This is a genomic window from Pseudomonas sp. RT4P38, from assembly GCF_054897765.1.
Window position 1 is genome coordinate 3,713,032 of sequence record NZ_CM142703.1, and the last position, 25,499, is coordinate 3,738,530.

20 protein-coding genes and 1 pseudogene are annotated in these 25,499 nt (G+C 53.9%); 11 read left to right on the forward strand and 10 right to left on the reverse strand.

From position 1 onward, the window contains the following. Window positions 1–77: 77 nt before the first annotated feature. Window positions 78–1,028, reverse strand: coding sequence for a bifunctional Delta(1)-pyrroline-2-carboxylate/Delta(1)-piperideine-2-carboxylate reductase (gene lhpI / locus ACYZT7_RS17160; protein ID WP_462037510.1), 951 nt, complete (start codon window positions 1,026–1,028; stop codon window positions 78–80). Window positions 1,029–1,159: 131 nt separating this feature from the next. Here lhpI and ACYZT7_RS17165 point away from each other — a divergent pair, with 131 nt between their 5' ends. Then, window positions 1,160–1,777 (forward strand): helix-turn-helix domain-containing protein, encoded by a 618-nt coding sequence (locus ACYZT7_RS17165; protein ID WP_461959767.1) that lies wholly within the window; start codon window positions 1,160–1,162, stop codon window positions 1,775–1,777. A gap of 79 nt (window positions 1,778–1,856) precedes the next feature. On the opposite strand, the pseudogene ACYZT7_RS17170 reads toward ACYZT7_RS17165, so the two are convergent. From ACYZT7_RS17170 to ACYZT7_RS17200, 7 genes and pseudogenes are all read right to left on the reverse strand, one after another. Continuing rightward, a pseudogene (locus ACYZT7_RS17170) lies at window positions 1,857–2,099 on the reverse strand (transposase domain-containing protein); the annotation flags it as partial. Window positions 2,100–2,238: 139 nt separating this feature from the next. Continuing rightward, window positions 2,239–2,523: a site-specific integrase gene (locus tag ACYZT7_RS17175; protein ID WP_462037511.1), complete on the reverse strand. Its 285-nt coding sequence runs from the start codon at window positions 2,521–2,523 to the stop codon at window positions 2,239–2,241. Window positions 2,524–2,648: 125 nt separating this feature from the next. Continuing rightward, entirely contained in the window at window positions 2,649–3,701 is a 1,053-nt protein-coding gene (locus ACYZT7_RS17180) for a proline racemase family protein (RefSeq protein WP_462037512.1), read from the reverse strand. A gap of 96 nt (window positions 3,702–3,797) precedes the next feature. After that, on the reverse strand, window positions 3,798–5,132 hold the full coding sequence (locus ACYZT7_RS17185; protein ID WP_462037513.1) for an MFS transporter: 1,335 nt from the start codon (window positions 5,130–5,132) through the stop codon (window positions 3,798–3,800). A 546-nt stretch (window positions 5,133–5,678) separates the two neighbouring features. Next, the gene (gabD, locus tag ACYZT7_RS17190; protein ID WP_462037514.1) at window positions 5,679–7,130 is read right to left on the reverse strand and encodes an NADP-dependent succinate-semialdehyde dehydrogenase; all 1,452 of its coding nucleotides are present in this window, start codon (window positions 7,128–7,130) and stop codon (window positions 5,679–5,681) included. Between the two features lie 75 nt (window positions 7,131–7,205). Next, window positions 7,206–8,849, reverse strand: coding sequence for an acetolactate synthase large subunit (locus ACYZT7_RS17195; protein WP_461959771.1), 1,644 nt, complete (start codon window positions 8,847–8,849; stop codon window positions 7,206–7,208). 88 nt (window positions 8,850–8,937) lie between these two features. After that, entirely contained in the window at window positions 8,938–9,723 is a 786-nt protein-coding gene (locus ACYZT7_RS17200; protein ID WP_462037515.1) for a pyrroline-5-carboxylate reductase family protein, read from the reverse strand. Window positions 9,724–10,062: 339 nt separating this feature from the next. Between ACYZT7_RS17200 and ACYZT7_RS17205 the strand changes: the two genes are divergently transcribed. The 4 genes from ACYZT7_RS17205 to ydiJ all read left to right on the forward strand — a co-directional run bounded on the left by ACYZT7_RS17205 (window position 10,063) and on the right by ydiJ (window position 15,403). Beyond that, on the forward strand, window positions 10,063–11,382 hold the full coding sequence (locus ACYZT7_RS17205) for an NAD(P)/FAD-dependent oxidoreductase (RefSeq protein WP_462041813.1): 1,320 nt from the start codon (window positions 10,063–10,065) through the stop codon (window positions 11,380–11,382). A 79-nt stretch (window positions 11,383–11,461) separates the two neighbouring features. Next, a complete protein-coding gene (locus tag ACYZT7_RS17210; protein WP_462037516.1) occupies window positions 11,462–11,812 on the forward strand; it encodes a cupin domain-containing protein in 351 nt (116 codons plus the stop codon). Window positions 11,813–11,814: 2 nt separating this feature from the next. Further along, window positions 11,815–12,168: a RidA family protein gene (locus tag ACYZT7_RS17215; RefSeq protein ID WP_461959774.1), complete on the forward strand. Its 354-nt coding sequence runs from the start codon at window positions 11,815–11,817 to the stop codon at window positions 12,166–12,168. Between the two features lie 178 nt (window positions 12,169–12,346). Then, window positions 12,347–15,403: a D-2-hydroxyglutarate dehydrogenase YdiJ gene (gene ydiJ, locus ACYZT7_RS17220; protein WP_462037517.1), complete on the forward strand. Its 3,057-nt coding sequence runs from the start codon at window positions 12,347–12,349 to the stop codon at window positions 15,401–15,403. Window positions 15,404–15,422: 19 nt separating this feature from the next. Here ydiJ and yddG read toward each other — a convergent pair whose 3' ends face one another. Both yddG and ACYZT7_RS17230 read right to left on the reverse strand, forming a co-directional pair. Beyond that, complete coding sequence (yddG, locus tag ACYZT7_RS17225) at window positions 15,423–16,319, reverse strand: aromatic amino acid DMT transporter YddG (protein ID WP_461959776.1); 897 nt, start codon at window positions 16,317–16,319, stop codon at window positions 15,423–15,425. Between the two features lie 166 nt (window positions 16,320–16,485). After that, entirely contained in the window at window positions 16,486–17,538 is a 1,053-nt protein-coding gene (locus ACYZT7_RS17230) for a GlxA family transcriptional regulator (RefSeq protein WP_461959777.1), read from the reverse strand. A 339-nt stretch (window positions 17,539–17,877) separates the two neighbouring features. Between ACYZT7_RS17230 and ACYZT7_RS17235 the strand changes: the two genes are divergently transcribed. From ACYZT7_RS17235 to ACYZT7_RS17260, 6 genes are all read left to right on the forward strand, one after another. Then, complete coding sequence (locus ACYZT7_RS17235) at window positions 17,878–19,269, forward strand: NAD(P)/FAD-dependent oxidoreductase (protein ID WP_462037518.1); 1,392 nt, start codon at window positions 17,878–17,880, stop codon at window positions 19,267–19,269. Between the two features lie 11 nt (window positions 19,270–19,280). Continuing rightward, complete coding sequence (locus tag ACYZT7_RS17240) at window positions 19,281–20,252, forward strand: D-2-hydroxyacid dehydrogenase (RefSeq protein ID WP_461959779.1); 972 nt, start codon at window positions 19,281–19,283, stop codon at window positions 20,250–20,252. 97 nt (window positions 20,253–20,349) lie between these two features. Continuing rightward, window positions 20,350–21,300, forward strand: coding sequence for an ornithine cyclodeaminase family protein (locus ACYZT7_RS17245; protein ID WP_462037519.1), 951 nt, complete (start codon window positions 20,350–20,352; stop codon window positions 21,298–21,300). Between the two features lie 714 nt (window positions 21,301–22,014). Further along, complete coding sequence (locus ACYZT7_RS17250) at window positions 22,015–23,064, forward strand: ABC transporter substrate-binding protein (protein ID WP_461959781.1); 1,050 nt, start codon at window positions 22,015–22,017, stop codon at window positions 23,062–23,064. Between the two features lie 88 nt (window positions 23,065–23,152). Then, the gene (locus ACYZT7_RS17255) at window positions 23,153–24,040 is read left to right on the forward strand and encodes an ABC transporter permease (protein WP_461959782.1); all 888 of its coding nucleotides are present in this window, start codon (window positions 23,153–23,155) and stop codon (window positions 24,038–24,040) included. Next, on the forward strand, window positions 24,033–25,112 hold the full coding sequence (locus tag ACYZT7_RS17260) for a quaternary amine ABC transporter ATP-binding protein (protein ID WP_461959783.1): 1,080 nt from the start codon (window positions 24,033–24,035) through the stop codon (window positions 25,110–25,112). The genes ACYZT7_RS17255 and ACYZT7_RS17260 overlap by 8 nt, the downstream gene beginning before the upstream one ends. The last annotated feature ends 387 nt before the right edge of the window (window positions 25,113–25,499 follow it).

Consider the following 25,499-nt stretch of genomic DNA (forward strand, 5'->3'; position numbering starts at 1 on the left):
GATAACAAGCGGGTATAGCCATTTTGGCCACCTCAGCGCACAGGTAACCTGCTGCTGATTGTCGAGGTGTTGACCCCTTATGCGACGGTTGCTTCGAACGCGTCGAATGCCAATGACGCCGCAGCCAGATCTTCCAAGGCAGTGCCCACCGCTTTGAATACGGTAATCTCTTCGGCATCGGTGCGGCCGGCGTGCTGCCCACGGCATAATTGCTCCAGGGTCGCTGCCACTTGCTGCTCACTGAACGCACCGTTGGCAATCGGGGTGAGGATGTCGCCGGCTTTGAGCAACGCTTCGGTTGTATCGATAAATACTGTGCTTTTGCGCAGGCATTCATCATCGCTTTCGCGCATGGCTGGAGTGAAGCCGCCAATCAAGTCCAGATGGGTGCCGGGTTTGAGCCATTGGCCCAGGATGAGCGGGGCAGTGGCAAGCGTCGCACAGGTGATGATGTCAGCTGTGCGGGCTGCATCTTCGAGGCAATCCACTGCCAGGGCATCAACGCCTTGCCCGCGCAGGTGGGTGGCCATTGTGGTGGCTGCTTCGGCGTTACGATCCCAGACCAGTACTCGCTCAATCGGGCGCACACTGCGATAAGCTTCTGGTAACAGGCTCCCAACGCGTCCGGCACCAACTACCAGCAATGTGCTGGCGTCCGGCCGGCTCAACCACTTCGCCGCGAGCGCCGAAGCAGCTGCGGTACGCCGGGAGGTGATGACATCACCGTCGAGGATTGCAAGGGGGGCGCCCGTGGTGGCGTCATACAGAATGAACACTGAGTGCAGCCCTGGTAGGCCACGTGAGTGGTTGTCAGGGAAAATCGAGACCGTCTTCACCCCCAAGCGCTTGCCTGGTTGCCATGCAGGCATCAGGAGCAGGATGCCGTCCTGTGAGGCGTTGTCGCCAGCAATGGCATGATTGTGCCGCAGCGGCACCTCGCAACCCTCTCTGAAGAACCCTTCCAGAGCCTCGATCAAACCGTCGAAAGGCAGGTGAGCTGCCGTTTGGTGGTTAGTTAGAACTCGCATGCTATGCTCCACTCATTGCCGGGGATAATGTGCTTATCCTACATTTATATTTCGTATAGGAAATTTATAGCGCAAAGTAACCTGTTCGTCTAGGGCTTCTGCTCGAACGGTTGTTGCGCGGAACGCCTGCCATGACCTCAGAAAACTCCGAAAATACGTTGACGTTCGTTGCCCCCGAGCTTTCCAGCAGTGTGCTTGCTGGCAAACTGCGCATGCTGCGGCGCAACGCTGACCTGACCCTGCAGCAGTTGAGCCAGCGCTGTGGCATCTCCGCATCTGCGCTTTCAAAGATCGAAAATGGCCAACTCTCGCCGACGTACGAAAAAATTGCTGCGTTGGCATCAGGACTTAATATTGAGGTGGGCGAGCTTTTCAGCCCGGCTGCAAAAGCCTCAATGTCGGGGAGAAGAAGTGTGACGCGTCGCGGACAAGGTATTGCGCACCGCACAGACCAGTACAACTATGAAATTTTGCATCCCGACATGACGGACAAACGCTTTATTCCGTTGGTGACGACTATCCGAGCCCATGACCGTGCTGAGTTTCCACAACTACTGAGTCATGATGGCGAAGAGCTGATCTATGTCCTGACCGGAGAAGTAATATTGCATACCGATGGTTATGCTCCCCTGCATTTGGGGGCAGGAGACTCCTGCTATTTCGACAGCACCATGGGGCATGCATGTGTTTCTGGCACAGCAGAAGACGCAACGGTGTTGTGGATCAGCTCTCATGCGGAACTGCGCTAAAGTTCTGCTCATGTTGCCTGATAAGTAAAACCGATATCTGCTATAGCATTTCGCAGCTAGCATGGGTATGACTGGGATGTTATGCATTATACCTTCCCTTCGTATGCGTCCAGGCATCAAGCCTTGCCTGATTAGACTGGCGCCAACTATGCGGCAGCAACTGATCGATTTCACTCGCCCGCTGCGTCGGCAGGCGCGTGAGTACATCCTTCAAGTATGCATACGGATCCTACCCATTCAGCCGCGCAGACTGATCAAACTCATGATCGCGGCCGCGCGTTTTTCCACTGCGTAGCGATCCCGTGAAGAGCCAGTTCTTGCGATTATGCCAAGCTTGGCATAATCGCAATTATCCGCAGTCGGAAGTTATGACGGGTATGCGGCGATGGTGGCAGCGCGCCTGGTTGCCCACCACTGCCGATTTTGCATTTCAGAGACATTCCAGAAACTTCAGCAGGGCGTCAGTCGGACGTTAGCGCGCGCTTGATTTCGGGTGGGTCGATGGTGGCAAGCGCACGCTCCTTCATGGCTAGATCGGCTTCGATATAACCGTGAGTGGTGACTTGGCTTTCGTGGCCCAACCATAGAGCGATGACGGTGATATCCACCCGGCCGTCAGAAGGTGCATGGCTGCCGAATGACGCGGCGTGTGTGGTGATTACCTTGCGTTGCTGCAACTGGGGACACGTCTTTATCGCCCCAGTGACAGTCAAGGCAATCCGCTCAGCCACACTCGAGCGCGTCATCGGCAGTCCGCGTGGGCTTGTAATAGGGTCTGCTCCGCCCGCAAACCAACGTACTGCAGCCAGTGACGGATCTCGACGTCCGTTTTCTTTCACAACGGCGCGGTTCGCTGCTTACGCCATTCGGTTTAGGCCCAAATATCGCCCACCGTGAAGCCTTCGGTGAATGGATCGTCGTGGTCAAGAACAAGCGTGTTCAGGCCATAAATCCAACTCTTGCCGGTGATGGTAGGCACTACAGCCTTGTGGTCGCCTATGCGAGCTTCTTCGATAAGGCGGCCCGTGTAGATATTCCCAATAATGCTTTGGTGACGAAAGTCCTGATTTAGTGGCAACTCACCTTTGGCGTGAAGCGTTGCCATTTTGGCGCACGTACCAGTGCCGCATGGGCAGCGATCCAGGGCTCCAGTCCAAGTTGCTTTATCGTCCCAAGAGAAATCTCCAGAGGCCATGGTCACTACGTTTTTCCAATCGGCATTAGGGTCATCGGACGGGCCAGACAACTGCGAAATAGTGATGCCTACGCCAGGATAGTCCGGGTGTTCCACAGGCAACTGTTCAATGGCAGCTTGGCGAATCATGGAGGAGATACGTGCGATTTCAGCGCCGTGCTGAGGGATCAGTTGCAGATCTTTGAACTGACGAACATCAGCGATGACATAGAACATCCCGCCCCAGCCCACGTCTACTTTGACCTTCCCTAGGTACGGAACGTCGATAATGGCATCGAGGTGAGCGGCAAAGGCAGGCACGTTCTTGAAAGTTACACCTTTTACCTTGCCATCCTTGCACTCCGCTTTAATCCGAATTAATCCGGCAGGAGCTTCAAGTGTCAGTTCGGTGACCGGTTCTTTCATAGGCAGCATGCCCATTTCGAGAAGAACGGTTACCACAGAAATGGTGTTGCCTCCCGACATCACTGGGTATTCGATTTGCTCCATGATGATGTAGCCAGCATCGGCTTCCGGGTGATTCGGTGGCACGATAATGTTGCAGCAATGTGCTGGATAGCCACGCGGCTCTCGCAGCATCAACTTGCGCAGCTGATCATCATTTTCCTCAAGCCATTTCATCTTCTCGTAAACGCTATTGCCTGGGATGTTCGGGACGCCGCCGGTGATGACACGCATAGGGGTGCCGGCGTGAGTGTCTACAGCGTGAATTGTTCTTTTGAATGCCATTTTCTCTACCTGACGAATACGGGGTTGGCGTTGAAGATGCTAGCTCACGAAGGGGGAGGGCTCGCGGAGCGCGAGCTTCCCACCAGTTGGATAGTTTCAGCAGCGAACCGAACTGGCCTGATGCAGATCCAGAGAGCGCGTTTCTGGAGCCATTAGCCAAGTAAAAAACAGCCCCACCATGGATATACCGAATGCCACGAGCATTGTGTTTCCAATCCCAATACTGTCCAGAGACAACGGAACAAAGTATGTGCCGATGGCTGCGCCTATACGCGATAGAGAGGTTGCCAACCCGACAGCGGTACCGCGAATCGAAGTCGGGAAAAGCTCGTTAGGGTAAACATATTGCAACACTTGAGCGCCCCCAATAAACAGGGCGTAACTACCAAAGAGAGCCAGAGTCAGCATAGTCCCGCTCTCCGGGTAAAGCCCCAGCAGCAGTAGTGCGAGGCCAGACCAAAGAAAGCTATGCATAAGCATGTTGCGACGCCCCAGAGGGTCGATCAGTTTAACGCCCAACAGACAGCCAAAGACGAACATCACCGTGATTGCGACTGCGCCCCAAGCTGCCAGTTCGCCGGTCAGCCCCATGGTGTTCAGAATCTTGGGAGCAAAGGCGTAGATCGCGAACTGGGGAATGATCGAGCAAGTCCAGAAAATGCTCACGAAGAAGATGCGTCTTCCGTAATTGGAATGGAACAGTGACCACACCGACACGTTTTGCTCCGGCGTTTTCTCGGGCAGGTTGTGAACAGACCACTGATTGCCATAGACTTTTTTAATCACCTGATCAGCTTCCTGAACTCGGCCTTTGCTCAAAAGCCAACGTGCAGATTCAGGCGTTCCAGCACGCATGATCAAAAACAGTAGTGCAGGAGCTGCGGCACTTGCCAGAGCCCAACGCCACGCTTCAGGGCCTGCTGTACGAAGGATGAGCTCTCCGGCAATGTACGCCACTGCGGCACCCACGAACCACATCATTACCAGTGACGCCAGGATCGACCCCCGCTGCTTTTTTGGTAGGAACTCTGCGAGAAGCGATGTCGCAAGCGGATGGTCGGCGCCTATTGCGATACCAAGCATAAGGCGCAGCGTAATTAGCGACCAGGCCGAGGCGACCCAGAATTGACAGAGAGAGAACAGACCAAGGACTACGAGTACGAGTACGTACATCGTCTTTCGACCTAAACGGTCAGTAAAGAGACCACCGACGAAGCCACCGAAGAACATCCCTACTAACGAAGCTGCCGCTACCATGCCTTCTTGCAGAGTGGTCAACTGCAGCGCTTGGCTGAGCTGTACCATGACGACACCGATAATGCTCAGGATGTAGCCGTCAAGGAATGGCGCACCAGAAGAGTAAACCGCCAGTTTTTTGTGAAAGGCGTTTAGTGGAGCGTCTTCTAGTGAGATTTTTTGACTGTTGGTCATCGTGCCTCCATCAGCACTGAGTATGTTTGTCGGCCAATGCGGACAAGACTTACTAGCGCCAATCTGCTGAGTTTTTAGAATTGTTATAAGGTGTCATCGGTGTTGCATTAGGGGGTGATTCACCTATAGAGATAATTACGCGATTGGTCGGGCAAAGAGTCTGGGAGACTTTTGCCCATCACACCAATCAACGGCCATCGCTTTATCCAATTACGGGCGATAAACAGAAACGTAATACTTGCTCCTTGGACGGCACTATCTCACCGTTCATTTGGGAGCCATATAACAGGCCTGACTACTTATGGGAGATTCTTCCTCAGGCAAAAAGTGCGCCCAGCTCGACTGAGAAGTGTTTTAAAATCGTTGATTTAGAGGTGCAGGAGGGACTGGGTTGTGAACGACTCGCTGGGGAAGAGACTGGTTTTTGAACAGGGGGATAACTGCGCGCCAATTGGGGAGAAGCAGTGCTGATTTTAAACGTAAGAAATGCTGATGGCGGTGCTACCGCCATCAACGAAATCCATTATGTTGACGGGCTGTAGCGCCTTACTCGATGGCCAGGCAGATGTATTTGATTTCTAGGTAATCTTCGATACCGTACTTTGAGCCTTCACGGCCCAGCCCAGAAGCTTTGACCCCTCCAAAAGGTGCAAGCTCATTGGAAATCAGGCCGGTGTTGACCCCTACCATGCCGTATTCCAACGCTTCGGCCACACGGAAGACGCGACTCATATCTCGCGCGTAGAAGTAAGAAGCAAGGCCGAACTCGGTGTCATTGGAGAGTTCGATGACTTCTGCTTCATCCTTAAAACGGAATACAGGTGCTAGGGGGCCGAAAGTTTCGTCTTTGGAGACCAGCGCATTTCGAGGGACATCAATCAGAATGGTCGGCTCGAAGAAGGTGCCACCCAAGGCGTGCGGTTTGCCCCCGGCAATTACTCTGGCACCCTTGCTAACCGCATCCGCAATATGCTCTTCGACCTTGGCGACTGCTTTAGAGTCAATCAGTGGGCCGGTCGTAATACCCTCTTCCAACCCGTTGCCGATATTCAGCCTAGCTACTGCCGTCTTGAGCTTCGCGACAAAAGCGTCGTACACACCGTCCTGAACATACAGACGATTTGCACAAACACAGGTCTGACCGTTGTTGCGATACTTGGAGATGAGTGCGCCTTCTACGGCTGCGTCCAGATCGGCATCATCAAATACGATGAACGGGGCGTTCCCGCCTAGCTCCAGGGACACTTTTTTGATGTCCTTGGCACATTCAGCCATCAATTGGCGACCGATATCAGTAGAGCCGGTAAAGCTGAGTTTGCGAACGATCGGATTACTGGTCAGCTCACCGCCGACGTCTCCAGCACTGCCAGTGACGACGCTGAACACACCCTTTGGAATGCCGGCACGTTCTGCTAATTCAGCGAGCGCCAAGGCGGAGTAGGGGGTCTGGGAGGCCGGTTTGAGCACCATCGTGCAACCGGCAGCCAAGGCTGGCCCGGCCTTGCGAGTAATCATTGCGCATGGAAAATTCCAAGGGGTAATCGCAGCAGTGACCCCAATAGGCTGCTTTATAACGAGCAGTCGTTTGTCAGGCTGATGGCCTGGGATAACGTCGCCATAAACGCGCTTAGCTTCTTCCGCAAACCATTCGAAAAACGCGGCAGCATAGACAATTTCGCCTTTGGATTCCGTCAGCGGCTTGCCCTGTTCAATAGTCATCAAACGTGCCAGGTCGTCCTGGTTTTCAATCATCAATTCAAACCAGCGGCGCAACTTACCTGCGCGCTCTTTTGCTGTTAAGGCACGCCAGGCCGGCAGTGCCTTATCAGCGGCCTCAATGGCGCGCCTGGTTTCGGTCGCGCCCATTTTTGGCACGGTACCGATGATTTCATTGGTGGCCGGGTTGTTGACCTTGAGGGTTTGGCCGCTGTCGGCGTCGAGCCAAACTCCGTCGATGTAGGCTTGTTGGCGGAACAGCGAATTGTCTTTAAGTTGCATGGGAGCTCCTGTTCATTTCAGGATGAGTGCGAAAGCTGCACGAGGGTGCGGTGCAGGGTTGCGACGCTTATTTTGTTAAACTTTCGAGCTGCGGGTTCTGAGCTCGGTGTTCAGGATTTGGTCGTTCTCGGAGTAGTCCACCGGACAGTCGATCAGGTGTACACCAGGCGTGCTCAAGCATCTTTCCAGGAGCGGCAAAAAGCCCTCTGTGCTTTCAACCCGATGGCCGTAAGCACCGTAAGCTTGTGCGTACTGAACGAAGTCAGGGTTGCCGTAATTCAGGCCGAAGTCAGTGAACCCCATGTTCGCTTGCTTCCAACGAATCATTCCGTAGCCGTCATCACGCAAGATAACGATGGTCAGGTTCATCTTCAGGCGCACAGCGGTTTCCAGCTCCTGGCTGTTCATCATGAAGCCACCGTCTCCGCATACCGAAAGGACTGGACGGTCTGGATAGACCAGGTGAGCTGCCATCGCAGAAGGCAAACCAGCACCCATTGTGGCCAGGGCGTTGTCCAACAGCACGGTGTTAGGCATATGGGCTTTGTAGTTCCGCGCGAACCAGATTTTGTAGATTCCGTTGTCCAGCGCGACGATCCCGTTGGATGGCATCGCCTTACGCACATCTGCAACCAGGCGTTGTGGGTATACCGGGAAACGCGCATCGTCGCTGCCTTCGGCAACCTGTGCCTCGTTCGCTTCGCGGATGGTCATCAGGCGGGAGAAGTCCCAGTGCGAGACATCGTTAAGCGCCTCGCCTATCTGCCAGACAGCGTTGGCGATGTCACCGATTACTTCGATCTGCGGGAAATACACGGAATCGACTTCGGCCGAGCGGAAGTTAATGTGGATGACTTGGGTGCCTCCGCGAACCATGAAAAAGGGAGGCTTCTCGATGACGTCGTGGCCAATGTTCACAATCAGATCAGCGGCTTCGACGGCGCGGTGCACGAAGTCCCCAGATGACAGTGCGGCGTTGCCAAGGAAACGTGGATGACGCTCATCGACCACACCTTTACCCATCTGGGTGGTCACGAACGGAATATTGGTTTTGTCGATCAACTGCTTGAGTACCTTGGCGGTCATCTTGCGGTTGGCACCGGCGCCGATGACCAGGATTGGGCTACGGGCGGTCTTCAGTTTATCGACTGCGGCCTGGATAGCCTTGTGTTCAGCCAGTGGGCGACGGTGCAGGCTCGGCGGGATCGGCAGACTGTCGGTTTGCTCGGCGGCGATGTCTTCCGGCAATTCAAGGTGTACCGCGCCAGGTTTTTCTTCCTCTGCCAAACGGAAGGCCTCGCGCACACGGGACGGGATGTTGTCCGCCGAAGCCAGTTGGTGGGTGTATTTGGTTAGCGGCTGCATCATGCCTACCACATCCAAAATCTGGAACTTGCCTTGTTTGGATTTTTTGATGGGTTTCTGGCCGGTAATCATCAGCATCGGCATCCCGCCTAGGTAGGCGTAGGCGCCTGCAGTAACCAGATTGGTAGCGCCCGGGCCAAGGGTAGATAGGCTAACCCCGGTTTTACCAGTGAGACGGCCATAAGTCGCGGCCATGAAGCCAGCTGATTGTTCGTGGCGGGTCAGCACGAGCTTGATATGCGACTTACGCAGGGACTCCAGTAGATCGAGGTTTTCCTCGCCGGGGATGCCGAACACATACTCGACACCTTCGTTTTCCAGGCATTGCACTACTAGATCGGCGGCCTTGGTCATCTTGCTTACTACCTCAAACGGTTTGGTGACGCGCACCCTTTGCCCAGATGGATCTCTCATCTGGACGATGGGTGTAGAGCGTCGGTTATCAAAAATGGCTTGGTGGAGTTGAGCTGGCCTGCAATGCTCCCAGCACAATTTCACAAGCGGCCCCCCAGTGGGCATTGGCTTGCAGGTGGTAAAGCATATCGAGCCCATCTGCTGTATACGTGCCTGGCGTCGCTATCGCTTGCCCCAGTGTTTTCAGATCAATAGTCGAATGGTGTCGAGCTGAAGCGATGCAATCCTGCATGTTATCCAGCACGAGGCTGCGAGCTTTGTCCGAAGGCAGCCCTTTTTCCACCAGCCACTGTTGCAGGTCATGAAGGAAAAAATAGAACCAGCCGTTCATGCAGGCGGCAACCGTAGCGAGCTCGAAATCAGCTTCATCTTCGAGATCCACAATCTTCCCGAGGGGGAGGAGTAACTGTTCGCAAGTGGTATCTGGTGGGCAGATAACAACAGTTGATTGGTTGAACTGCGCTGCGCAGGAGAGCATTGCTCGAACACATTGAGCATTGGGGAAATGGCGTTTCAACGCGTCAAGGCCCACGCCGGCTGCAATTGAAATGACCTTTTTCCCTGCCGGGATGACCAGCTCGGCTGCCAGGCCTGGTAAAGCATCTGGTCGCACTCCGATGATCAAGAGGTCTGCACTATCCACGACCGCCTGGTTACTGGGCATCACTTGGCAGCCGCAATCGGAGGCTAGTTGGGCTGAACGCTCGTCATTGCGCGGTGACAAAAAAATGCTCTCGTTGTGTCCACTACGGCGTAAACCGCGAACGATCTTATCTGTTAGGTCGCCGACACCAAGTATTCCAAGTTTCTGCATGAGTACCTCCTTTCAATGCCGCCTTTTTATTCAATGGCGAAAAGGTGGGTGGAAAACCAATCACTCCATGAAGGAGCGTGATGGGTGTGGCTCTCGATCATCTAACTATCTCATTCGTGCCTTGCCTGGCCATATAACAGGGGGGACAAGTCATAGGAGGTTATGGGTTAGTTGCTTCGATGGGCTTGAGCCTGGGAGTTCATCTGTGGATCAGGGAAATGGATGCTCGAAGGATCAATTTGGACGTTGAGGGAGAAACTTGCTGGCAATCGTCCGTATCGTTATAGGCGCAGGAGAGGAGTACAACCCAGAATCGGTGCACAGTTGTGAGAGCCGAAAATTATGAAAATAAAAGAAACCCCTGCTGACGATAATGGCTGTGGCTGGTTCCATCTCAGTCCTCCGCGAACGCCCCGTGTTGCTCGCCAAGGTCATGTCCGCGCCCGATGGGGGGTCGTAGGTGCCGGGCTGACCGGACTTGCGGTCGCGCGCCAGCTTGCGTTGAACTTTCCTGACGACGAAATCGTGTTGTTAGAGGCTCAGGAAGTCGGTTTTGGCGCTTCGGGTCGCAACTCAGGGTTCGCTATCGATCTGCCGCATGACATCGGTGCAGCGGATTACATCGGTGACCCTGTGACTGCCAAGATGAATTTGAAACTGAATCTCTTCGCCCAGAACATCATTACTTCTCTGATTGCAAAGCATGGTTTCGATTGCCAGATAGAGCTCGCCGGCAAATATCAGGCAGCGGTAGAAATGAAAGGTCTGCGAGTTTTGGAGGCTTATAAGAGCGGCCTGGACAAGCTCGACCAACCTTACGAAATCATTGAGTCTGAGGAGCTTCCTTCGCATTTAGGAACCTCATTTTACCGACGCGCATTGTTCACTCCTGGGACAATGTTGATCCAGCCCGCCAGCCTGGTTAAAGGTTTGGCCGAGAGCCTACCGGCCAACGTCTCTTTGTTTGAGAACTGCGCTGTCACTGCTGTCGACTATTCCAATCCGATTGTGCTGACCCATGCGAAAGGGACAGTTACTGTCGATAAACTGATACTCAGCAATAACGCTTTCGCAACACAGTTTGGCTTTCTCAAAGGACGCCTGCTGCCCGTTTTCACCTATGCCAGCATGACTCGGCCGTTGAGCGCAGATGAGCAAGCTCGACTGGGCGGAAAACGAGTCTGGGGCGTTATTCCCGCCGACCCGTTTGGCAGCACCCTGCGGCGTACTCCAGATCAGCGTTTGCTGGTTCGCAACAGCTTCACCTTCAACCCCAGCGGAAAGATAAACGCCCATCTTCTTGCTCGCGCTGAGGCTAACCAGCGCCGTTCTTTCCAGAACCGCTTTCCCATGCTGCCGGGTGTAAATTTCGACTACACCTGGGGCGGTGCTATGTGCATGACCCGCAATCATTCTGGACATTTCGGTCAGCTGGCTCCTAACGTCTACGGGTCGCTGGGGTGTAATGGTTTGGGCATCACTCGTGGAACTGGGGCAGGCACTCTGTTGGCCGACTGGTTGGCCGGTAAGCGCCATGAATTAATCGACTTCTTGCTCGCTAGCGCTGGGCCCAACCGAAATCCGCCAGAGCCATTCCTATCCCTAGGCGTGAACGCCAATTTGCATTGGGGGCAACGTCGCGCACGCCTGGAAAGTTAAGAGTGCAGCCCCCTTTCAGTAATCAACTGTAAAACTGTGCCTGAAACATGAAGGCACCCATGAACAGGAAAAAAAACCAATGTCCGTTAAACCTACAGTGATCACAAATGCAGAGCGCTCTCCGATGGGCGAGTCCACGCCTGCAAAACTGCCAATTGGAGATGTGGTTGCTCATTCGCAGCTTGGCCAGGATGTCACACTGGAAGAGTCTTCATCCTCCGTAGGTATCTGGGAGTGCACTCCAGGTGTGTTTCGCCGCCACATCATGAATCGCGAATTCAGTCACGTCGTAGCAGGCTGGTGCATCTTCACTCCAGATGGTGGGGAGCCGGTCGAGCTTCGTGCAGGGGATGCGGTGTTTTTCCCGGCCAACTGCGAAGGTGTTTGGGACATCCGCGAAACCTTCCGAAAGACCTATGTCATTTTCTGAGGATGCACGCCGTGGTTTCTCGAATTGACGCATCGCATCGAGCCAGCAAGCTGGTAATCGCTGGCGACTGGATTGAGACATCTGGCCTAGTGGCCAACGATGTCACGCAGGACATCGCAGGCCAAACTCGCGATGTGCTTACCCAGCTCGAAGAGCTTTTAGGAAAGGCCGGTGTCGGTCGTGAAGAGCTAATGCGGGTGCAGATCTGGCTCGCAGACATGAAGCACTTTGACGCCATGAACGAAGTATATGACGCCTGGGTGGGAGCCAAGTTGCAGCCTGCTCGCGCCTGCGTCGGTGCGCAGCTTGCTACCCCTGATTACTTGATTGAGATTCAAGCTTCGGCGCACCGCTAAACGAGATGCGAAGGTAATAGCCAGCGTCATCATCGTAGATGAGCTGGCTTCGTATCGACCTCGCCCAGGGTGAGGTCGAGCCCATAAAACCATCTCTACAATCCTGCTTTAGCCAATGTGTTGCAGCTCTTGCAGGCTCTATTAATCGTGTTTCATAGATACTTCCAGGAGTGATCGAATGATTGCCCGTCTTCACGCCGAACCTCAGCTCGCCAAGGCGTACCGATCATTTCTCACTCAGTTGCGTGCTGTCGGTTTTGACGGGGAAATTACTCTGGATCAGGCGACCAGGACGGTGCTCGCCACCGATAATTCCATTTATCAGCGGATGCCACAGGCCGCAGTTTTTCCAAGGGATGCTGCGGATGTTTCATGTCTAGCCACGCTGATTGCTCAAGAAGAATTCCAAGAGGTAGTGTTGACGCCACGCGGAGGAGGAACAGGAACCAACGGCCAATCGCTGACCGAAGGTATTGTCGTTGATCTCTCACGCCATCTGACGCACATCCTGGAAATCAATCCTGAAGAGCGCTGGGTTCGGGTTCAGGGAGGAGTGGTCAAGGATCAGTTGAACGCCGCGCTGAAACCTTACGGACTGTTCTTCGCGCCAGAGCTCTCGACTTCCAACCGGGCAACCATCGGCGGGATGATCAATACCGACGCGAGTGGGCAAGGCAGCTGCACTTATGGGAAGACTCGTGATCATGTGCTTGAGCTGAAAACTGTGCTGTTGGGTGGTGAGCTGTTGAACAGCTCCGTCATTGAGGAGCAAGCACTGGAGTTCGAGATTACTGGCGCTAGCCGCAGCGCTAAAGTGCTGCGTTGCGCCCGCGATATTGTCGACCGCAATGCCGATCTGATTGCCCATAAATTCCCCAAACTCAACCGCTGTCTGACTGGCTATGACTTGGCGCATCTGCGTGAAGCTGACGGTCGATTCAACCTCAACAGCGTACTGTGCGGGTCTGAAGGTACCCTCGGTTTTGTTGTCGAAGCCAAGTTGAATGTGCTTCCGATTCCGAAACATACAGTCTTGGTCAATGTGCGATACGCAAGCTTCATGGATGCCTTGCGCGATGCCAAAGCGCTGATGGCACTCAAGCCACTGTCCATTGAGACCGTCGACTCCAAGGTGTTGCTTTTGGCGATGCGTGACATTGTCTGGCACGGTGTCGCTGAGTATTTCCCTGAAGATCATGATGCGCCAACTTTGGGTATCAATCTGATCGAATTCAGTGGCGATGACTGGCCGGAACTGGAATCGCGTGTACATGACTTCGTGGAGCATTTATACAGGGATACTTCCGTACGTCGTTTAGGGCACACGCTGGCCATTGGCGAGGCGGCGGTTAAGCGTGTCTATATGATGCGCAAGCGGGCAGTTGGTTTGTTGGGCAATGTTGAAGGGCAGGCAAGACCCCAGCCCTTTGTTGAGGACACTGCGGTACCACCCGAGAACCTTGCAGATTTTATTGTCGAATTTCGTGAGTTGCTCGACGGCTATGGGTTGCAGTACGGCATGTTTGGGCATGTTGATGCGGGTGTGCTTCATGTGCGTCCACTCCTCGATATGAAAGATCCTGTACAGGCATCGTTGATTCGTCCTATCTCCGATGCTGTAGCAGCGCTAACCCATAAATACGGTGGCTTGTTATGGGGAGAGCATGGGAAGGGGCTGCGTTCGGAATATGCACCGGCCTTTTTTGGGGAGCTCTATCCTGAGTTGCAGGCGCTGAAGGCTGCCTTCGACCCGCATAACCAATTGAACCCTGGCAAGATCTCAACGCCGGCGGGCATGACCAATGCGAAGTTAACTGGAGTAGATGAAGTCCCGCTGCGGGGAGACCTGGATCGGGTTATTGACGAACGTGTGTGGGAGAGTTACGACACCGCCGTTCAGTGCAACGGAAACGGAGCTTGTTACAACTTCGATCCAAACGATGCCATGTGTCCGTCTTGGAAGGCGACTCGCGATCGAACCCAGTCGCCAAAAGGACGCGCTTCGCTGATTCGCGAATGGCTCCGTCAGCAAGGGCAGGCTGGGGTCGATGTGTTGGCTCAGAGCGACGCCATTCGACAGAGATCGAGCTTGTTCGCACCTCTAGCTCGGCTGCGTAATTCGATTGCCAGGTCTTTGGGAGAGCCTGATTTTTCTCACGAAGTTTACGACGCAATGGCAGGTTGTTTGGCTTGTAAGTCCTGCGCCGGCCAATGCCCGGTAAAAGTAAATGTTCCTGAATTTCGGTCACGTTTTCTGGAGCTTTACCACAGCCGATATGGACGGCCTTTGAAAGACTATCTGATTGGCTCTCTTGAGTTCAGCATTCCTGTGCTTGCGCGATTCCCGCGTCTCTACAACGGCCTGATGGGTTTGCCGCCAGTGAGATTGCTGCTGGAGCGAGTTGCTGGGATGGTTGATAGTCCTCTAATCAGTTCGCTCAATTTCAAGACTGCATGCAAACGTTGGAATGTGCAGTTGGCGACCACGCAAAAACTTGGATGTTTGTCGCAAGCTGAGCGCGAGGGCAGCGTAATTTTCGTGCAGGATGCGTTCACCCGTTACTTCGAGACCACGGTGGCCATAGATTGGATTGAACTGGTTTCCCGCCTCGGTTACCAAGTGTACCTCGCACCGTACGCTCCAAATGGCAAGCCTCTGCAAGTGCAAGGCTTTCTTGGTGCTTTCGAGAGGGCGGCTCGGCGCAACGGTGGGACTTTGGGAGCATTGGCTGCTTATGGTATTCCATTGGTGGGACTCGATCCTGCGATGACACTCGTCTACCGGCAGGAGTATTCAAAAGTGCTGGGGGAGGGCGCGCCTCAAGTGCATCTCATCCAGGAGTGGTTATGCGAAATCTTGCCTGATACGGAAATTGATGTGCCACCAATGGCTGCCTACAACTTGTTGGCTCATTGCACCGAGAAAACGAATGCCCCGGCGAGCATCACTCAGTGGCAAAGAGTGTTTGAGCGATTTGGACTGAAGCTCTCAGTGCTGACTACGGGATGTTGCGGCATGTCCGGTACTTATGGGCACGAGACCAGGAACGCTGAGTCATCCCGGAAAATTTATGCGCAGTCGTGGGGCCCACTGATCGACAAGCATCGGGCTGACGGCAGTTTGCTCGCAGACGGCTACTCCTGCCGGAGCCAGGTGAAACGCATGGATGGAAAAACGGTGCTGCATCCACTCCAGGCGCTGTTGGCTCATGTTCGCGGTGCCGCCGGCATGTAGCCGGCGTTTAGTGCAACCTTCAGCCTCTTCGCGAGGCCCACCAGCAGATCAGCGAGCCCATTGTCACCATCACCGCACCTTGCCAGAAGCTGAACTGCAGGGTGGTGCTGAGAAGCAAAGAGCTCAGAAAAGCGGATAGAACTGGGGAGGTGTACGAGATGGCTGCTAGCATCATCAGATTGCCGGTTCGCAGTGCTCTGTTCCAAGCGGCGTAACCGAGAGCGATGACCACTGCGGTGGCGATCAGTAAACCCACACTTGCGAGCCCAGGTTTGGGCAATGGCTCGCCATTAACCGCGTATATGATCCATAGGACGATGCTAGCGAACGCAAAAAACGGTACCGTTCCGTCTTCCGAGTGCACCATCTTCTTCGATAGGCAGCAGTAGAAAGTCCATAGAAATGCACACGATAATCCGAGACCGTAACTGAGCGGATTCTGATTTGCATTAAACAATATGCTGTCGATGGTTAGCCCCTGACCGCCACTGAGAATCCAGCCTACGCCCAACAAGGAAATCGCCATGCCGGGAACCAACAAAAGGCTTGCCCGTTGTAATCCCATCAGCGCCGCCAAGGCGACGGTCAGGCATGGCCACATGTTGTTGAGGATGGAGACCTCAATGGCTTGCGAGCGGTTTTGAGCTAACCCTAAAGCGAAGAACAGTGCGATCTCGTAGATTACGAACAGCGACCCCACGACAATCAGGTATCGCAGTGGAAAGCGCTTCATCGACGGCCAGCCAAGCAATAGCGATAGAACAATAGTTGCTATTGTATACATCAGCGCCGCGCCCGCAGTGGGGCCATATGTCTCGCTAAGCAGTCGCATCAGGGAAGTCATGGTGCTCCAGAGCAGGATTGCACCGACGCCCAGAAAGTTGCCTTTGGCTTGTTGTGAAGTGGCCTTTGTCATTATTTGCCTGATGTGAAGCGAAGGGGCAGTGGACTGTTGGTTTCGAGAACGGTGCGAGTGCCGCCCGCGATTGAGGGGCCAAAGATTCAGTATGTGTAGATAGAGGAGGACTCTAGTGAGCTCAGCTGCCGCTTGTTACAGCGGCGGTAAGCGCAAGCGCAAGCGCTTAGTGCCCGAAGTTGATGAGCTTCTCCACATCATGGCGGCGCTTTCGGAAGGAGCACGGCGTTTCACCGAACTGCTTGCGGAACCAGAGGATGAAGTGCGAGGCGTCCGAGAACCCAGTCTGAAAAGCAATTTGAGTAACATGCATCTCAGTGTTCATCAGTAATTTGCGTGCATATTCCAGGCGGAGTTTTCGCCAGTACTGCGCGGGAGATTCGTTTGTACTGGACATGAACGCTCTATGCAGTTGGCGCTCATTGGTACCAATACTTTCTGCGACCTCTTTCAGAGACGTAGGGGAGTCCATGTGGTTTCGCATGTAGCTGATGGCACGTTCTACCATAGCGTTTTTGTAAACGTGCAGCTCGGTTATGCCGGTTTTTTCATCGTTGGCTTGTCGTTGAATTTCTTCATCGTTGACGAGCAAATACTCAAGCCCTTTTTGTGCTCGTATCGAGCCGCAATGTCGACTGATGATGTGTGCAGCTAGATCAATGGCCGTGCCGCCCGGGCAGGTTATGATCCCATCATCGTCAACGAAGCTTTTGTCTACCAGGACTTCAGCTTCCGGAAAGCGCTGCATGAACTCTTCACGGATGGTGAAGTGGATTGCGCAACGCCTGTCTTCCAGCAAACCTGCTTTCCCGAGAACGAAGGAACCGGAGCACAGGGCAATGAGCGGAATCTTCGCAGCATGAACGCGGCGCAGCATTTCCAGTAGCCATTCTGGCGGGTTGCGTGTTTCGCTCAGCAGTCCACCAGCCAGGACGACATAGTCGTAACTTTCGATGTCAGTCAAGGGTTTGGTCGGATGGATGGGCATTCCGCAGCTTGCGGTGATGGGCTGATCGTTGCAGGTCATCCAATCCCACTTGCAGAAGATCTGCTGGCTTCGAAAGGATTTGTCGGCTGCGAAGCGCAATGAATCCACGAATCCCGCAACTGGAACGAGAGTGAATTGGTTCATGAGAATGAAGCCGACGCGCAGGTCGGGCTTGACTACCTGAGCCTCGGGGTCTTTGCCGCCTGTTTCATAGACGCTGGAAATTTTCATTATTATTGTCCTCACTGGCCTCACGCACCGTTAGGTGGATTGGGTGCTGCGTTATTACTAGAAGAGTAAGCTGTTGCGCGCGCAGCACCCTCTGTGAGCGAAAGCTTATGCTCACTCTGCCGTCTTAAATATAACAGCGCTATCAGAAGATATAATATTTATGCCATCTGTATAAAAATTCGGACAGCAGGTAGCTGCTTCGTTCAGCTAGAAATTCTTTTTGCATATTTCTTCATAACGGCAGCCGGCTAATAGCATCTGTCCGTAACCTGATAGTGGTAGATCCGTCCGTTCGGCAACATGTGTCCCATCGATCAATCTAATTGTGGGTGAACACACATGTACCGTGGCTTTTGGTATGCGCAAGCTCTGGATCAGGAGTGCCATCTTGCACCTTCTCTGAAGGGTAATGAAAAGGCGGACGTTTGCATCATTGGCGGTGGTTTTCTCGGTTTGTGGTCTTCGATCCGCCTGAAGCAGGCTCACCCCGACTGGCGCATCGTGATCGTTGAGCGAGATCGCTGTGGTTCTGGTGCAAGCGGACGTAATGGCGGTATCGCGACCAACTGGTGGGCAAAATACCTATCCGTGATGAGCATCTGTGGTGAAAAAGAGGCTCGCCGCATCTGCGAGGCTGCGGAATCTGCCATCGACGAGATTGGTTCTTTCTGCGCAGAGCATGGCATCGACGCTCAATACCGAAAAGATGGCTGGATCTGGACAGCGAGCAACCAGCGTCAAGTCGATTCCTGGAAGGTACTGACCGAAAGTCTCGCAAAACACGGCGTGAATCCGTTCAGCCCACTGACTCGCGAAGAGGTACGTCGCCGCACGGGCTCTGCGCGCATGATGGGCGGGATCTTCGATCCTAACGCCGCAACCGTGCAGCCTGCGATGTTGGCCCGTGGCCTGCGCCGTGTTGCATTAAAGCTCGGCGTTGTGATTTACGAAAAGTCGCCCCTGACCACCTTAGAGCGGTCAGACAAACCTGTTGTTCATACCGAGCATGGAAGTGTTCAGGCGAATAAAGTTGTCGTGGCGATGAATGCTTGGGGAGCCCAATTCCCCGAACTGCGTCGCATGATTGCGATCATGTCGAGTGATATGGTTGCGACCGCGCCGGTCAAAGAGCGTCTTGACCAAATAGGCTTCAGTGGCGGCGAGTGCATCACAGACTCACGCACGGTGCTGAACTACTACCGCAACACGCCCGATGGGCGAATCGTATTTGGCAAGCCACTGGGTAAATTCGCGTTCGCCGGCAAGATCGGTGACCTCTATGAGCGCCCAACGCCCGCAGTGGATAAAGTCACTGAAGAAGTGCGCAGCTTCTACCCGCAACTGAGCGATGTTCCTATCATCAGCAGTTGGACAGGGCCTATTGACCGTGCAATGAAAGGCTTACCGAACTTCGGTCAGCTTGGCGGACACCCAAATATCGTCTTTGGCATCGGTTTCTCTGGTAACGGCGTTGGTACGACTGTGTTCGCTAGCCGGATCATCAAATCTCTGGTGGAAAATGCCAACGATGAGTGGTCGAACTGCGGTCTGGTGAATCAGAAGATGAAGCTATTCCCAGTCGAGCCCTTCCGCTTCATTGGTGCACACCTCGTACGTGACGCGCTTGTACGCAAGGAGTCACTGGAGGATCGAAACATGGATGCCAGCGTTCTGACTTCCAAACTCGCATCGCTGGCACCTGCTGGCTACGTTCCCGCTCAGAAAAAATAGGAATGTCCCTCATGAAGCATCGCATCGTGTTCCTCGATGACGAAGGCATTGGGCCGGATGTCGCCTTGCCAGAAATGCCGTTTGATCACAGCTGGGTGAGCTATCGCTATACCCAACCCGATCAGGTGGTTGAGCACCTGCGCGGCGCTACAGTCGCGCTGACCTGCAGCGTTGCATTACGCGAGGAGCATCTCGCTCAACTGCCCAATTTGCAGATGATCTCTCTTGCGCTTACGGGTACTGACATCGTCGATGTGGAGTACTGCAAGGCGCGAGGAATCAAAGTCACCAACGTTCCAGGCTATGCAACCAATACTGTGGCAGAGCACTCGCTGGCGATGATGTTCGAGCTGTTTCGCAACGTCTCCAGCTACAGTGATTTGATGCAGAAAGTTCAGAGGGGCGAAACAGAGCCTCGCAACATCTATTTCGACTTCCCGATCAGGGATCTATGTGGTCGAGTGCTTGGTATCGTAGGGCATGGCTCTATCGGGAAACGAGTAGCAGAGCTCGGACGCGCAATCGGCATGCAGGTGTTTTTCTATGATCGTGATGGTCGCTACGTCGGGCCGGAGTTCGTTCGTATGGAGAAGTTATTGCAGATCAGTGATGTGCTCATGATCAACTGTCCCTTGACTGAGGAAACACTCGATCTTGTAGGGGCTGCTGAATTGTCCCAGATGAAGAAGGATGCAATTCTCATCAACACAGGGCGCGGTGGCATTGTCAACGAAGGTGCGCTGATAGATGCGATGCTGGCTGGGCGTATCGGCGGTGCTGCGTTGGATGTCCTGGTGGATGAGCCAGTACAACCGGACAACCCCATCCTGCAGTTGATTGGAATGCACAATTTCATCCTTACACCTCACGTTGCCTGGAGCAGCAGAGACGCGATGCAGCATCTGATCAGTCGCAGCGTTGAGAACATCACGGAGTTTGTGCTTTCACGCGTAGATGCTCGCTTGCCCGGCATCGCTGAGTAATATCCACGGCTAAGCATTCAAGGATCAAAGGTTCTTGCTTAGTGCTACTCACATACCCTGTGTGCAGCACTTTGTTAGAGAGCATGAGGGGCACAAAATGCGGATCATCTCGGCGAGCGAAATCAATTCGGTGATGGAGTGGGACGCTGTGTTGGAAGCGTTATACACGGCTCATCTTGGGCCTCGACCGATAGGGGACAGTTTTTTTTTGGGTGATGCCGATTATGGTTTACTAAGTAGAGGTGTCATCCTTCCTGGGTTCGGGGCAGGGCTGAAGATCGCGTCTATGTGCCCGGTCAATAGCCGTGCACGACCACCCCGCCCAGTCGAGGACGCCGCATTTGTGGTCATCGATGAGACGACTAAGGCCATTCAGGCCGTGCTGGATGGCCCTGAGATTACTCGCTGGAAAACTGCTGCAGACTCCATCGTTGCAGCGAGAAAACTCAGCCGTAAGGACAGTGGTGTCTTGCTCGTTTTGGGGGCCGGCCCCGTGTCCAAATCCCTGGTCGATGCCTACCTGCATATCCGCCCAGCCATTAGCAAAGTGCTATTGTGGAATCGCACGCCTTCAAAACTGACCCTGACTTGCCAGGAACTGCGCGGGAGAGGTGTGCCAGTCGAGATCGTCGAAGATCTGTCTGCGGCAGTCGGTGAGGCGGACATCATCAGCGCGGCCACCAGTTCGACGATACCTTTGATCGAGGGTAGGAATGTTAAACCAGGTACCCACGTCGACCTTGTAGGCGGCTATCGCCAAGATATGCAGGAAGCAGATACCGATCTGATGCGCAGGTCGAGGATCTTCGTGGATGACCGTTCCACCGCATATGTGTCCGGCGATATCCATATCCCCTTGACCCTCGGCGCGATTAGCGAAACGCAGATCGAGGGTGACCTGTACGATATTTGCCAGGACGAGGGATTTATCCGCGCACCAAGCGATATCACCGTCTACAAAAACGCCGGCGGCGCGCATTTCGATCTGGTGATTAGTCAGTTTGTGATAAGCCAATTGGTGCTTCGCAGGATTGCTTGCACCCACTAAAGATCCCTTCGTTCGGCCAGAAGAATCGGTACTCAATCGATCCGCCATTAAAACCACCTTAGCCTTGCACCACGGCCAGCTTTGGCGGTTTACCGCGAGCCGCAGCTCAGGCCAACACTGTTCAAGAAAAGCCAATCTGCGGCTCGCACAGCCATTGCTGCCCGGTGCTTCAAGGATTTCCGTTAGTCCAAATGTTCAGAAATGACTGAGTTGTGCGGGCGCGTCTCAACCGCAGCGAAAAGTAAGAATCGTAGCTGTCAGATTCTGCCGGTAATCGTCCGTTTCCTTATAGCTGTGGATCTTCAGCCGGAACAGAATCAACTCAGACCTCGAAGGCTCGACCGCCATGAAGCTAAAGAGTACTCGGCTGATGATTACCCACGTAAGCACCGGATTGTATTGGGTGCCTTCTCCCTGATCATTGATCGCGTCACTTGTATGTTAAAGGCCGAGCCTTGGAGATTGGCAACAAGCTATGCCTGCGCTTAGTTAACGCCAACAAGGCGACCACCAAATATGGAACATTCACTGCCCGTTTGGACTGGAGTGTCGCTGCGGTAGGAGCTGGTCGAGTAAGTCGTTTCTGAGCGTCCTTAATTTCGTACTTGCGGGTGTGCTAACGGCATTGCTCGCTTTATAGACGTGAGCGCGCAAACAGGCGCGAATGTACGTCTGAATAAGCTTCCTAGATGAACATAAGAAGGGTGACTGCAAATGAAAATAAAAAAAGATGTCTCCGTCCAGATGGATACCAGAGGGCTTGCAATCAAACGCTTGGTCTCTAGCATGTCGCTGGTGCTGGGTCTTGCAGCCATTACGCCGGTTGCCAATGCTGCAGACTGTGGCGCCGTGACGATTGCGAGTATGAACTGGGCATCTGCAGAGCTCCTTGCCGAGGTCGACAGGTTCATCTTGCAGAACGGCTACGGTTGTGATGCGAGCATCGTACTCGGCGACACGGTTCCGACATTGACCTCAATGGCCGAGAAAGGAAAACCGGACGTGGCGCCCGAGTCTTGGACGAGCTTGCGACCGCCTATTACACAGAAGAGTATCGTCGAAGGTAAATTGCTCATTGCAAGCAAAACCTTCGCTGATGGCGGCGTGCAGGGTATCTACATCCCCAAGTTCATCGTTGATCAACATCCTGACATCAAGACTATCGCAGATGCCCTGAAGCATCCTGAGCTCTTTCCTGATCCTGAAGATCCGTCGAAAGGCGCCTGGTCTGCCGGACAGCAAGGGTGGGGCGGCACCATCATCGCTAGCCAGTATTACAAGGCGTACAAGGGCAAAGAAGCGGGCTTTCGTCTTGTTGATACCGGATCTGCGGCAGGGCACGACGGTTCGCTCATACATGCCTATGAGCGCAAGAGGGGCTGGATTGGCTACTACTGGGATCCGACCTCGCTGCTGGGCAAATACGAGATGGTTCGCCTTCCATCAGGCGTTCCCTACGATGAGGCTGAGTGGAACCGTTGCAACAAGGTCGAGAATTGCCCGGATCCAAAACCGAATGAGTGGCCTGCTGACGAAGTCAACACGATTGTCACTAAGTCATTCTCCGACCGTGCTGGATCTGCCTATAAATATCTGACAGTACGCACCTGGCCGAACGCTGCAGTCAGTCAGATGCTGGCTTGGATGGCGGCCAACCAGGCGACCGGTGCTGATGGTGCAAAGCAATTCCTGAAAAAGCATCCTGATGTCTGGGCGAAGTGGGTCGAGCCTGAAGCAGCTCAGAAGATCAAGTCAGCGTTGTAATTTGCTTTGCGGCTCGGCGTTTCTGGACGCCGAGTCCACCAGGTAGAAAACAAAAAATGAGCCTGGCATTTATGAAAAAGGTGAGCATATGAGCTGGTTTCAACAATTTCCTCAAATGGACGAAGACTCCCTGCGCGGGCTCAAACAAGTTATCGACGAGGGATTTCGATCGTTTACCCGCAGCTACGGCGAGGGCATCGAGGGGTTCTTTTCTCCCCTGCAGAAGTTCCTCCTCATCTCCGAGAAGTTCATGACCCAGACGCCTTGGCCGATTATCGTCTTGATCATTCTGGCCATCGCCTGGGGCGCCAGCCGAAGCATCAAGATCGTACTGGGTGCACTCATGGCGCTGATGGCCATCGGATACTTCGGTATGTGGGACGATTCAATGCGCACCATATCCATGATCTTTGTCTGTACGGTGCTGTCCATCGCGATTGGTTTGCCGATCGGCATTCTGATGGCGCGCTCTGACCGCCTTCAGAGGCTAGTCAATCCTATCCTGGATGTCATGCAGACGATGCCAAGCTTCGTATACTTGATTCCCGTTGTCATGTTGCTGGGCATCGGCAGAGTTCCAGGGCTGATCGCAGTGGTTATCTACGCGATTCCCCCGATGATCCGCATGGCCAACCTTGGTATTCGCCTGGTTGACAAAGATGTTCTCGAAGCCGCCGACGCTTTCGGCTCTTCCAGCTGGCAAAAGCTAAAGAACGTTCAATTGCCTTTGGCATTACCGACCATCATGGCGGGCATCAACCAGACGATCATGATGGCGCTCGCCATGGTCGTCATCGCGTCAATGATCGGGGTGCAGGGCCTTGGCCAACCAGTACTCAAAGCTATCGCCAACCAGTACTTCACACTTGGAATTTTCAACGGCCTTGCGATTGTCGGTATCGCCGTCATCTTTGACCGGGTCAGTCAGGCATACGGGCAAAGACTTCAGAAACACCTGGAGGTGGTACATGGCTGACCAACATTTTGACGGCATCAAGATCCGCAATCTATACAAAATCTTCGGCCCGAATGCGGCTAATCATGTCGATGCCGTGAAAAACGGCATGTCGAAGATGGAGCTTATGGAGCGTTTTGGCCACGTGCTTGGCCTGAAGGACATCACTCTGGAAATGCCGGCAGGCTGCATCCAGGTGATCATGGGGTTGTCTGGCTCGGGCAAGTCCACGCTGATTCGTCACATCAACCGGTTGATCGATCCTACCGCAGGGGAGGTGCTGGTTAACGGTGTCGATGTAGTGAAAATGAGCCAAGCTGAACTCCGTGATTTTCGCCGTCAGCAGACAGCAATGGTTTTTCAGAAGTTTGCATTACTTCCCCATCGTAACGTCATTGAGAATACCGTCTACGGGCTGGATATCCAAAAAATGTCCCGCTCCAAGAGCACCGACATTGCGATGCGCTGGATCGAGCGAGTGGGGCTCAAAGGCTTCGAGAAAAAATATCCAAATCAACTGTCGGGTGGCATGCAGCAACGGGTTGGTTTGGCGCGAGCGCTTGCCAATGACGCACCAGTCCTTTTGATGGACGAAGCCTACTCCGCGCTTGACCCGCTGATTCGCACTGACATGCAGGCCGTGCTTCTGGATCTGCAAAAAGAGATTAAGAAAACCATTGTCTTCATCACACACGACCTTGATGAGGCCCTGCGCCTCGGGGATCAAATTGCCATTTTGCGTGATGGACAGGTTATTCAGCAGGGAACAAGTCACGATATTGTGCTGCGTCCGGCTGATGACTACATTGCGAATTTCGTCAAAGAGGTCAACCGTGGGCGGGTGCTGAATGTGGAGGCCGTAATGTTGCCGTTGCGCTCAGGAGCACCAGCGAATGGAGCCACTATTATGGCAGGCACCACTGTTGAGGAGGCTGTGCGTACCCTCGCGTTAGCGCCAGAGGGCGATGTCACGGTCGTTTCTGCATCCGGTAAACCGCTCGGGGTTGTCACTTTCCGGCGTCTCGCCGAAGCCATGGTAAACGCACACGAGTTGCCGGCCCATCGAGAGCATAACCTCGCGATTGTGCAGTAAGCATTTGATCGCAAGGGTCGCTTTGGCTGGCTGCTGATGGCGTGTTGTGTCGGCTGATTCTTTGGTCGACCCACCGCCAGCGGAGCCATGCATCGCGCCGGCCTCCCTTGTGAGATTGCGTCAACTGCTGTGGTTAGGTCTGAGCCAGCTGTACTGCTTACTACGGGAGAGTCTTGTGCGACTCGTCATCTTTCCTGTGAAGCATGCATGCATATGGACAGGAAGTGCCCTGCCGGCATATGGGATGACGCTGCCGGTATGCATCCAGTTACTTCCAGCAACCGGACTTGGCCTTTGCTAATTTCCACATCGTTTTCATGGCAGCGGCCACTGCTGACTTACCAACTCTTGAGCGTAGAGCTGCATCGCTGGCCAGCTTGGTAAGTC

What these genes read in the sequence shown, in the direction of transcription:
- ACYZT7_RS17235 (WP_462037518.1), top strand. Translation starts at nt 17,878, where the DNA reads ATGTACCGTGGCTTTTGGTATGCGCAAGCTCTGGATCAGGAGTGCCAT.
- ACYZT7_RS17175 (WP_462037511.1), bottom strand. Translation starts at nt 2,523, where the DNA reads ATGACGCGCTCGAGTGTGGCTGAGCGGATTGCCTTGACTGTCACTGGG.
- ACYZT7_RS17240 (WP_461959779.1), top strand. Translation starts at nt 19,281, where the DNA reads ATGAAGCATCGCATCGTGTTCCTCGATGACGAAGGCATTGGGCCGGAT.
- gabD (WP_462037514.1), bottom strand. Translation starts at nt 7,130, where the DNA reads ATGCAACTTAAAGACAATTCGCTGTTCCGCCAACAAGCCTACATCGAC.
- ACYZT7_RS17255 (WP_461959782.1), top strand. Translation starts at nt 23,153, where the DNA reads ATGAGCTGGTTTCAACAATTTCCTCAAATGGACGAAGACTCCCTGCGC.
- ACYZT7_RS17230 (WP_461959777.1), bottom strand. Translation starts at nt 17,538, where the DNA reads ATGAAAATTTCCAGCGTCTATGAAACAGGCGGCAAAGACCCCGAGGCT.
- ACYZT7_RS17250 (WP_461959781.1), top strand. Translation starts at nt 22,015, where the DNA reads ATGAAAATAAAAAAAGATGTCTCCGTCCAGATGGATACCAGAGGGCTT.
- ACYZT7_RS17195 (WP_461959771.1), bottom strand. Translation starts at nt 8,849, where the DNA reads ATGACCAAGGCCGCCGATCTAGTAGTGCAATGCCTGGAAAACGAAGGT.
- ACYZT7_RS17180 (WP_462037512.1), bottom strand. Translation starts at nt 3,701, where the DNA reads ATGGCATTCAAAAGAACAATTCACGCTGTAGACACTCACGCCGGCACC.
- ACYZT7_RS17200 (WP_462037515.1), bottom strand. Translation starts at nt 9,723, where the DNA reads ATGCAGAAACTTGGAATACTTGGTGTCGGCGACCTAACAGATAAGATC.
- ydiJ (WP_462037517.1), top strand. Translation starts at nt 12,347, where the DNA reads ATGATTGCCCGTCTTCACGCCGAACCTCAGCTCGCCAAGGCGTACCGA.
- ACYZT7_RS17215 (WP_461959774.1), top strand. Translation starts at nt 11,815, where the DNA reads ATGCACGCCGTGGTTTCTCGAATTGACGCATCGCATCGAGCCAGCAAG.
- ACYZT7_RS17245 (WP_462037519.1), top strand. Translation starts at nt 20,350, where the DNA reads ATGCGGATCATCTCGGCGAGCGAAATCAATTCGGTGATGGAGTGGGAC.
- ACYZT7_RS17185 (WP_462037513.1), bottom strand. Translation starts at nt 5,132, where the DNA reads ATGACCAACAGTCAAAAAATCTCACTAGAAGACGCTCCACTAAACGCC.
- lhpI (WP_462037510.1), bottom strand. Translation starts at nt 1,028, where the DNA reads ATGCGAGTTCTAACTAACCACCAAACGGCAGCTCACCTGCCTTTCGAC.
- yddG (WP_461959776.1), bottom strand. Translation starts at nt 16,319, where the DNA reads ATGACAAAGGCCACTTCACAACAAGCCAAAGGCAACTTTCTGGGCGTC.
- ACYZT7_RS17165 (WP_461959767.1), top strand. Translation starts at nt 1,160, where the DNA reads ATGACCTCAGAAAACTCCGAAAATACGTTGACGTTCGTTGCCCCCGAG.
- ACYZT7_RS17260 (WP_461959783.1), top strand. Translation starts at nt 24,033, where the DNA reads ATGGCTGACCAACATTTTGACGGCATCAAGATCCGCAATCTATACAAA.
- ACYZT7_RS17210 (WP_462037516.1), top strand. Translation starts at nt 11,462, where the DNA reads ATGTCCGTTAAACCTACAGTGATCACAAATGCAGAGCGCTCTCCGATG.